Genomic DNA, 9,120 nt, shown 5'->3' with positions numbered 1-9,120 from the left:
GCCTGGCTGCATAACTTCAGACGCCTGCGCGTTCGCTTCGAACGCCTCGCCCTCATCCACGAAGCGTTCATGAAGATCGCCACCTGCCTCATCTGTTGGCGGCAACTTCAACCTTCATTGTGTTAGCGTTTCTTAGTCTCTAACGCGTGTAACGGAGGGAAGTCGAATGTTGTTGAAGGTGGGGGAACTGGCGAGGCGCAGCGGACTGACCGTGCGCACGCTTCATCACTATGATGCGATTGGCCTGCTCAAACCTTCAGCGCGTGCCGGCAACGGCTATCGTCTGTACGACCGCAACGACATCGCGCGGCTGCATCGTATTCAGGCATTGCGCCGTTTCGGCCTGAGTCTTGCCGACATCTGCGACTATATGCGCGCGCCGGATGCACCGCTTGCGACAATCGTCGCGCGGCAGATCGCGATGCTCGATCAGCAGATTGCAGAGGCGGCGCGGCTGCGCGAACGGCTGCAAGCGCTGCAGGATACGCTGCATGCGGGCAACGAACCCGACCTCTCCGACTGGCTTTCCACGTTGGAGTTGATGACCATGTACGACAAATACTTTACCGAAGACGAACTGGCGCGCCTGCCGATGTATCGCAAGACACAGGCGCCGGACCCGGAGTGGGGCGATCTGGTTGCCGAAGTCCGCGCGCAGATGGACGCGGGCGTGCCGCCTGAAGAAGAGACGCCGCGCGCGCTGTCGGTTCGCTGGATGACGCTGCTGGTGCGCGATACCGGCGGCGACCCGCGGCTTCTCGCGAAACTCAATGTGATGCACGACAACGAGCCTTCGATGCAGGCGACGCTCGGCATCTCGACACCTTTGCGCGATTACGTGCTGCGCGCGTTTTCCGAAACGAAGATGCGGATCTACGAGCGCTACCTGACGCCCGAGGAGACGCGTTTCATGCGCGCGCATTACGGCACTCGCGCGATGGAGTGGCCGCAATTGATGGCGGACGTCCGCGATGCAATCGACGCCGGCATCGCACCCGATTCGCAGCAGGGCCGCGATCTGGCCTTGCGTTGGCTCGAGTTGTTCCGCAGCTACGCAGGCGACGATCCCGCTACGCATATGAAATTCCGTCACGCGCTGCAGAACGATCCTGAACTGATGGTCGGCACGTGGGCGAGCGAACCGCTGCTCACGTTTGTGCGCGCAGCGGTGTCCGCGGTCACACCGGCACGATGAGGCGTGCGGCCTGACCGATCGGCGTCACGCTTCACACTCAGTCGATGTAGCGCAGCCCCAGTTGCCGCAACGGCTCGCGCATCTGATACATGTCGAGGCCCAGCACGCCAGAGGCGAGCTTCGCGCGCTTTTGCGCTTCGTTTGCTTCGCGCGCGCTGGCCTTGTCGAGCGTCTCTTGCGCTTGCGCCGACGGCACCACGGCCACGCCGTCGTGATCGGCGACGATCACATCGCCCGGCGTCACCAGTGCGCCCGCGCAGACCACCGGAATATTCACCGAGCCGAGCGTGGCCTTGATCGTGCCCTTCGCCGAGATCGCCTTGCTCCACACAGGGAAGCCCATGTCGGTGAGCACGGTCACGTCGCGCACGCCTGCATCGATGATGAGCGCCCGCGCGCCGCGCGCCTGGAAACTCGTTGCGAGCAGGTCGCCGAAATAGCCGTCGGTGCAGTCGGCGGTGACGGCGGCCACGACCACATCGCCCGGTTGAATCTGTTCGGCCGCGACGTGCAGCATCCAGTTGTCGCCGGGATGCAGCAGCACCGTGACGGCGGTCCCCGATGCGTGCGCGCCGGTGTAGATCGGCCGCATGTACGGCTTCATCAGGCCGACGCGTCCCATTGCTTCGTGAACGGTTGCGCTGCCGAGCGCGCCGAGTCCTTCCGCGACGCGGCTATCCGCGCGCGCGATGTTGCGATAAACCACGCCGAGTTCAAACATGTTCAACGTCCTTGTGCTTTGAGTGCGGCATCGAGGCGCGGATAGACGCGCCGCGCGTTGCCTTCATAGATCTTGTCGCGCTGTTGCGGATTCATCTCCGCCGCTTCGACATAGCGCTTCGTATCGTCGAAATAGTGGCCGGTTTGCGGATCGATGCCGCGCACCGCGCCGATCATTTCGCTGGCAAAGAGAATGTTGTCGACGGGAATCACTTTCGTCAGCAGGTCGATGCCCGGCTGGTGATAGACGCAGGTGTCGAAGAAAATGTTCTTCAACAAATGCTCTTCGAGCAGCGGCTTTTTCATTTCCTGTGCAAGGCCGCGGAAGCGTCCCCAGTGATAGGGCACTGCGCCGCCGCCGTGAGGAATCACGAACCTGAGCGTGGGGAAGTCGCGGAACAGATCGGACGTGAGGCACTGCATGAACGCAGTCGTGTCCGCGTTCAGGTAATGTGCGCCGGTGGTGTGAAAGCACGCGTTGCAACTCGTGCTGACATGGACCATCGCGGGAATGTCGTACTCGACCATCTTCTCGTAGATCGGATACCAGTAGCGATCGGAGAGCGGCGGGCTCGTCCAGTGTCCGCCCGATGGATCGGGGTTCAGATTGATCGCGACATTGCCGTACTGCTCGACGCACTTCACGAGTTCGGGAATGCAGGTGGCGACGTCCACGCCGGGGCTTTGCGGCAGCATCGCAGCCGGAACGAAGTTCGCGGGAAACAACTGGCTCACGCGATAGCACAGTTCGTTGCAGATCGCGGCCCACGTGCTCGACACATTGAAGTCGCCGATGTGATGCGCCATGAAGCTCGCGCGCGGGCTGAATACTGTGAGGTCCAGGCCGCGTTCGCGCATCAGACGCAACTGGTTGGTTTCGATTGACTCGCGCAGTTCGTCGTCGCTGATTTGCAGTTCGGACGGGCTGGGCGCGTCAGTGGGATTGCCGAGCGCGGCGATCTGGCGATTGCGCCATGTTTCGAGCGCTTTGGGCGCGGTCGTGTAGTGACCGTGAATGTCGATGATCATGCAAGTAGTCCGAATTAAAATGCGGTGTGATGTGTCGTCAGCGCGACGCGGTTTCTGTAGCCGACGCCGCCGCGAGCAAGGGCTCCGCGTCGCCGCCGAGCGCTTTCGTCACGCGCGCGGCGAATTCCAGCAGGCGCGGGCGGTAGCGCTCCATCTCTTCCATGCCCATGCGCGCGGACGGTCCGACGATGCCGAGCGCGCCGACGAGTTCCTGGCCGACGCGGAACACGGGTGCCGATATGCCCGAGGTTTCGCGGTCGCGTTCGCCCATCGACAGATACACGTAGCGCGAGCGCACGGTCTCGTACGGCTCGCCGGGTTCGCCCGCGAACGCCAGTAGCACGCGGCCGCCCGCGCCACGTTCGAGCGGTTGCGTGTCGCCTTGCTGCACTTCGGCGCGGATCGAGTGGCGCGACGCGATGCGATACAGGCACACGCGGTGATCGCGCTCGCGCACATGAAACGAAACGGCCTCGCCGGTTTCCTCGCTCAATTCCTTCATCGCGGGCAGCAGAATGTCGCGCAGATCGAAGCCGGCTTCATAGACCGCGCTCAGGTGCATCGCGGCCGAGCCGATCCAGTAGCGCCCGTCGTCGCGGCGAATCAGAAGCTGGTGATGACACAGCGCCTGCGCGAGCCGCGACAGCGTGCTCTTGTAAAGCCCCGTGCGCTCGGAAAGCTGCGTGAGCGTGAGCGGTTCGTCATTGCGGCGAAACGCGAAAAGGATCGACGCCGCGCGGTCCAGCACGTCGATGCCGCTCGAGGTGACGCCTTGCGGCGTGCGCGCCGTCTCGCTACTGCGGGCCATGATCTGCTCCGGTGTTTGTTCTATTCGATAGAACTGATAATCGTTGGATGGAACAATGCTAGTCCGATCGCCTCGTGCCGTCAATCGCGGATGCAGGAGCCTCGTCGGTAATATCCCTGAGCGACAGCGCCGGATGGTATCGCTACCATCGCGTCTATCACGACAGCGCCGTCCCGCGATTAAGCCTTGTGACGGGATGGTAGCGATACCATGGAGACATCAGTGGCGAACCGCAAAACATCCGAGCAGTTGCGCAGTTATCGCTGGTATGGCGTGAACGACCTTCGCTCGTTCGGTCATCGGTCGCGCACGGCGCAAATGGGCTATCACGCGTCCGATTACATGGGCAAGCCGGTGATCGCCGTCGTCAATACGTGGAGCGAGATCAACTCGTGCCACACGCATTTCAAGCAGCGCGTCGAGGAAGTGAAGCGCGGCATCTGGCAAGCCGGCGGCTTTCCGGTCGAGATGCCGGTAATGACTTTGGCCGAGCCGTTCCAGAAACCGACCACGATGCTGTACCGCAATTTCCTCGCGATGGAGACGGAGGAAATCCTGAAGTCGTATCCGTTCGACGGCTGCGTGCTGATGGGCGGCTGCGACAAGACCACGCCTGGCCTGCTGATGGGCGCGATCAGCATGAACCTGCCGGCGATCTTTCTGCCGGCCGGTCCGATGCTGCGCGGCAACTGGAATGGCCGCACGCTCGGCAGCGGTTCGGACACCTGGAAATACTGGGCCGAACTGCGCGCGGGCAAGATCACCGAGGACGAGTGGAAGGGCATCGAGAGCGGCATCGCGCGCTCGCCTGGCCATTGCATGACGATGGGCACCGCTTCGACGATGACCAGCGCGGCCGAAGCGCTCGGCCTCACGCTGCCGGGCTTTTCGTCGATTCCCGCCGTCGACTCGCGGCATGCGCAGTTCGCGTCGCTGACCGGGCAGCGCATCGTCGAGATGGTGTGGACCGACCTGAAGCCGTCGGACATTCTCACCGCGAAATCATTCGATAACGCCGTCACCACCGTGCTCGCGATGTCGGGGTCGACCAATGCGATTGTGCATCTGGTGGCCGTGGCGCGTCGCGCCGGCATCGACCTGACGACCGCGCGCTTCGACGAACTGTCGCGCATCACGCCTGTGATCGGCAATCTGCGGCCGTCGGGTCAGTACCTGATGGAAGACTTCTTTTACGCGGGCGGCTTGCGCGCGCTGCTGGTGGAACTCGGCGATCTGATAGACGGCTCGCAACTGACGGTCAACGGCGCGACGCTCGGAGAAAATATTTCGGGTGCCGAAATATTCAACGACGACGTGATCCGCCGACGCAGCAATCCCGTCGTGGCAAGCGACGGCCTCGCCGTGCTGACCGGCAATCTCGCCCCCGACGGCGCGGTGATCAAACCGGCCGCGATGGAAGCGCATCTTCTCAAGCATCGCGGTCCCGCCGTGGTGTTCAAGGATTACGCGGACATGGCGGCGCGCATCGACATGGAAGAGCTCGACGTGAGCGCCGATTCGGTGATCGTCCTTCAGCACGCGGGGCCGGTCGGCGCACCGGGCATGCCCGAATGGGGCCAACTGCCGATTCCGCAAAAACTCCTGAAGCAGGGCGTGCGCGACATGGTGCGCATTTCGGACGCGCGCATGAGCGGCACGAGCTACGGCGCGTGCGTGCTGCATGTGGCGCCCGAGTCATTCGTCGGCGGCCCGCTTGCGCTCGTGAAGGACGGCGACATGATCGAGCTCGACGTGGCCGCGCGGCGTTTGCATCTCGATGTCACCGACGAAGAACTCGCCGCGCGCAAAGCCGCGTGGCAGCCGCCGAAACTGCCATTCGAGCGCGGCTTCGGCGTGATGCATCAGTTGCATGTGTTGCAGGCGAACAAAGGCTGCGACTTCGACTTTCTCGAAGAGCCGCTGAAGGCGGCGGCTTCGCACGACACGGCACAAAGCGCGCCGGACGCGAAACGCGGCGAACCCGAGATCCACTAATTCAAACGGAGTCCTTCATGACCGCATCCGAAATCGTCGTGAGCGAAGCGACGCTCGAACAGTTGAGGCACGTCAGCACCGCTACCTTGACCACGCAACTCTTCAAGCGCGGCTTGCGCAACGTGTTCTTGCAAGGCGTCGCGCCGCTCGTGAAGCCCGCGCCCGGCGCGCCGAATGTCGTGGGTCCCGCGTTCACGCTGCGCAATATCCCGGCGCGCGAAGACCTCGATCACGTCGGCGTGTTTCAGGACCCGGATCATCCTCAGCGCAAGGCCGTCGAAACGGCGCCTGCCGGCAGCGTGCTCGTGCAGGACTGCCGCGGCGAGCGGTCGGTGGCATCGGTCGGTTCGATTCTCGCGTTGCGTCTTGCGAAGCGCGGCGTCGCGGGCATGGTGTCGGACGGACCCGTGCGCGACAGCGGGACCATCGCGGCGCTCGGCTTGCCGATCTGGTGCGCGGGCGCGAGCGCGCCGCTCAATCTCGCGAAACATCATGCCGTCGATATGAATGTGCCGATCGCGTGCGGCGGCGTGGCGGTGTATCCGGGCGACATCGTCGTCGCGGACGTGGACGGCGTGGTGATCGTGCCGCGTGAAATGGCCGCCGATGTCGCGCGCGATGCCGCCGAGCAGGAGCAGCTCGAAGTATTCATCGCCGCGCGGATCGAAGAAGGGCGGCCATTGCGCGGCACTTATCCGCCGAACGAGGAAACGCTGGCCGCGTACGCGCAATGGCGTGCGCAACGGCCATAAGCGGCGTGGCATCTGCATCTGCATCGCCGAATCGAACGACGCTTGATTGATCCATCGCAGGAAACAGGCTCGCGCAAAACACGCGGCCGTAGGAGACGTTGTGAGCACCATGACACCGGCCATCGCCGAATCGCGCCTGATCAACCGCCTTGCCCTGCGTTTGATGCCGCTGCTGGGGCTGCTTTATCTGGTTGCCTATATCGACCGCTCCAATATCAGCTTTGCGAAGCTGCAAATGCTCGGCAGCCTCGGACTTTCCGAGGTCGCGTATGGTCTGGGCGCGTCGCTGTTCTTCATCGGCTATCTGATTTTCGAAGTGCCGAGCAATGTGATGCTGCACAAGTACGGCGCGCCGCGCTGGATGGCGCGCATCATGTTGACGTGGGGCGTGGTGACGATATTGCTCGCCTTCACGAAGAACGCGACGATGTTTTACGTGCTGCGTTTTCTGCTCGGCGCATCGGAAGCGGGTTTATATCCTGGCGTGATCTATTATCTGACGCTGTGGTTTCCGTCGCGGCATCGCGTGCGCATGCTCGGCTATTTCACGGTGGGCAGCAGTCTCGGCAATATGGTCGGGGCGCCGATTTGCGGCTGGCTGCTCGACAAGGGCGGGCTCGCGGGGCTGGACGGCTGGCAACTGGTGTTCATCGTCACCGGGCTGCCGTCGGTGCTGTTGACCGTGGTGGTGCTGTTCCTGTTGCCGTCGTCGCCGAAAGAAGCCAAATTTCTTTCCGCCGACGAGAAGCAGTGGCTCACGAACACGCTCGATGCCGAGCGCGCGCAGATCAAGGCGAGCGTTGCGACGCACGGTTCGCTGTTGAGCGTGTTGACCGAGCCGCGCGTGATCGGCATGGCGCTCTACTACATGATGCTGTCCATTTCCGTCTACGGCGTGAGCTACTGGTTGCCGACGCTCGTGAAGGGCTTTGGCGTGAGCAATACGACCAACGGTTTGCTGAACATCATTCCGTGGCTGATGGCGACGATCGTACTCGCATGGTTGCCTTCGAAACTGCGCGGCACCGGTAATCGCGCGCTGATCGCAATGCTGGTTTCGGCACTGCTGGGCGTGATGTGTTTCGCGAGCGCCGTGTTTCTGCCGACCAACACGCTGCGCTTTATCGCGCTGTGTTTCGGCGCGCCGTGCATGTATTTGCTGATTCCGTGCTTCTGGACCTTGCCGCCGAAATTCCTGTTCGGCGCGCGTGCCGCGGCCGGGATTGCCGCGATAAATTCGCTCGGCAACATCGGCGGCTTCATCGCGCAGAACCTCGTGCCGTGGGTTCGTCAAACGACGGGCAGCGTGAAGGCGCCGATGATGATTCCCGCGACCTGTCTGCTCGTATTCGCTATCGTCACGGTTTTCATCTTGCGCCGCGACCGAGGCGCCCGTGTCGCGCAAAGCGGGGTCGCGGTGACTGAGTAAGCCACGACGCGCAGCGCTCAATGCATGTCGCGCGAGTGCCCGAGCCGTCTGCGATAGGGCGCGGTTTAGAATACGCGCGCGATCCATCTTCTCCTGTCAGCCACCATGCCGAATAAAGAACCGCCCGCTGCCGCCGGCGCTGAGTTGCCCGACGCGGCGGCGCCCGTCCGGCGCATGCGCGGCGGTCCCAAGGGCTTGCGCATCACCGATGTCGCCGCGCAAGCGGGCGTCGCGCCGATCACGGTGTCGCGCGTGTTCAACAGCCCCGAGACGGTCGCGCCGGAAACGCTGGAACGCGTGCGGCAGGTCGTGCAAAAACTCGGCTATGTGCCGAACAGACTCGCGGGCGGCTTGTCGTCGTCGCGCTCGCGGCTCATCGCGGCGATCGTGCCGACCATCGCGCATTCGCTGTTTTCCGAAACCATTCAGGTATTCAGCGAGACCATGTCGCGCGCCGGCTACCAGGTGCTGCTCGCGCTGAGCGGCTACGACGATTCGAGCGAGGAGGTTTTGCTCGACGCAGTGCTGAGCCGCCGTCCCGAAGGCGTACTGCTGACGGGCGTCGCGCATACCGATTCGCTGCGCGAGCGGCTTGCGAACGTCGGCATTCCGATTGTCGAGACGTGGGACATGACCGATCGACCGATCGACATGCTGGTCGGCTTTTCGCATTACCAGATCGGCGTCGCGGTCGCCGAGCATTTTCTGCAAAGGAATGTGCGCAAGCCAGGGCTCGTGTCCGCTAACGACGAACGCGCGCTCGCCCGTCGCCGCGGTTTTCGTGAGCGGCTCGCGCAGGCGGGCATATCCGGGATTGCCGAAGTACTCGTCGCGCCGCCGAGTTCGGTGGCGCTCGGCAAGGCGGCGCTGCCTCGTTTGATCGAGCAGGCGCCGGATATCGACGCCGTGTTTTGCGGCTCGGATCTGCTCGCGATCGGCACGTTGAGCGCGGCGAGGCAAATGGGGTTGAGCGTGCCGTCGCGATTGGCGATCTGCGGATTCGGCGATCTCGAGTTCGCGACGGAGACTACGCCGCAACTTACTTCGGTGCATGTCGATGGCGCGCGCATTGGAGTCACGGCCGCGCGGTGCCTGCTTGATCGGCTTTCTGGGTCGGGGCAGAGCAAGGTGACCGATGTGGGGTTTGAGGTCGTGCGGCGTGGTAGTAGTTGAAGTGGGTTTTTCTGGTGGT

At 63.3% G+C, this 9,120-nt stretch carries 8 protein-coding genes and 1 pseudogene; 6 read left to right on the top strand and 3 right to left on the bottom strand.

Translation table 11 applies throughout. From position 1 onward, the window contains the following. Positions 1–126: pseudogene (locus AB6809_RS13735) on the top strand (IS5/IS1182 family transposase); the annotation flags it as partial. A 40-nt stretch (positions 127–166) separates the two neighbouring features. Continuing rightward, entirely contained in the window at positions 167–1,195 is a 1,029-nt protein-coding gene (locus AB6809_RS13730) for a MerR family transcriptional regulator (RefSeq protein WP_029966179.1), read from the top strand. Positions 1,196–1,232: 37 nt separating this feature from the next. Here AB6809_RS13730 and ligK read toward each other — a convergent pair whose 3' ends face one another. The 3 genes from ligK to AB6809_RS13715 are packed head-to-tail and all read right to left on the bottom strand — an operon-like array spanning position 1,233 to position 3,752. Further along, positions 1,233–1,916: a 4-carboxy-4-hydroxy-2-oxoadipate aldolase/oxaloacetate decarboxylase gene (gene ligK, locus AB6809_RS13725; RefSeq protein ID WP_029966178.1), complete on the bottom strand. Its 684-nt coding sequence runs from the start codon at positions 1,914–1,916 to the stop codon at positions 1,233–1,235. Between the two features lie 2 nt (positions 1,917–1,918). Then, the gene (locus tag AB6809_RS13720; RefSeq protein WP_029966177.1) at positions 1,919–2,944 is read right to left on the bottom strand and encodes an amidohydrolase family protein; all 1,026 of its coding nucleotides are present in this window, start codon (positions 2,942–2,944) and stop codon (positions 1,919–1,921) included. Positions 2,945–2,981: 37 nt separating this feature from the next. After that, positions 2,982–3,752: an IclR family transcriptional regulator gene (locus AB6809_RS13715; RefSeq protein ID WP_029966176.1), complete on the bottom strand. Its 771-nt coding sequence runs from the start codon at positions 3,750–3,752 to the stop codon at positions 2,982–2,984. A gap of 210 nt (positions 3,753–3,962) precedes the next feature. Between AB6809_RS13715 and araD the strand changes: the two genes are divergently transcribed. The 4 genes from araD to AB6809_RS13695 all read left to right on the top strand — a co-directional run bounded on the left by araD (position 3,963) and on the right by AB6809_RS13695 (position 9,101). Continuing rightward, positions 3,963–5,747: an L-arabinonate dehydratase gene (gene araD / locus AB6809_RS13710; RefSeq protein ID WP_029966174.1), complete on the top strand. Its 1,785-nt coding sequence runs from the start codon at positions 3,963–3,965 to the stop codon at positions 5,745–5,747. A 17-nt stretch (positions 5,748–5,764) separates the two neighbouring features. Then, entirely contained in the window at positions 5,765–6,499 is a 735-nt protein-coding gene (locus tag AB6809_RS13705) for a ribonuclease activity regulator RraA (protein ID WP_029966172.1), read from the top strand. Positions 6,500–6,599: 100 nt separating this feature from the next. Then, positions 6,600–7,928, top strand: a complete 1,329-nt coding sequence (locus AB6809_RS13700) for an MFS transporter (RefSeq protein ID WP_029966170.1) — start codon at positions 6,600–6,602, stop codon at positions 7,926–7,928. A gap of 105 nt (positions 7,929–8,033) precedes the next feature. Then, positions 8,034–9,101 (top strand): LacI family DNA-binding transcriptional regulator, encoded by a 1,068-nt coding sequence (locus AB6809_RS13695; RefSeq protein WP_307258941.1) that lies wholly within the window; start codon positions 8,034–8,036, stop codon positions 9,099–9,101. Positions 9,102–9,120 lie beyond the last annotated feature (19 nt).

Origin of the sequence: Paraburkholderia sp. RCC_158, assembly GCF_041355255.1 — a bacterium.
In the GTDB taxonomy this organism is placed as follows: Bacteria; Pseudomonadota; Gammaproteobacteria; order Burkholderiales; family Burkholderiaceae; genus Paraburkholderia; species Paraburkholderia graminis.
This window is presented reverse-complemented; position numbering and strand designations above follow the sequence as displayed.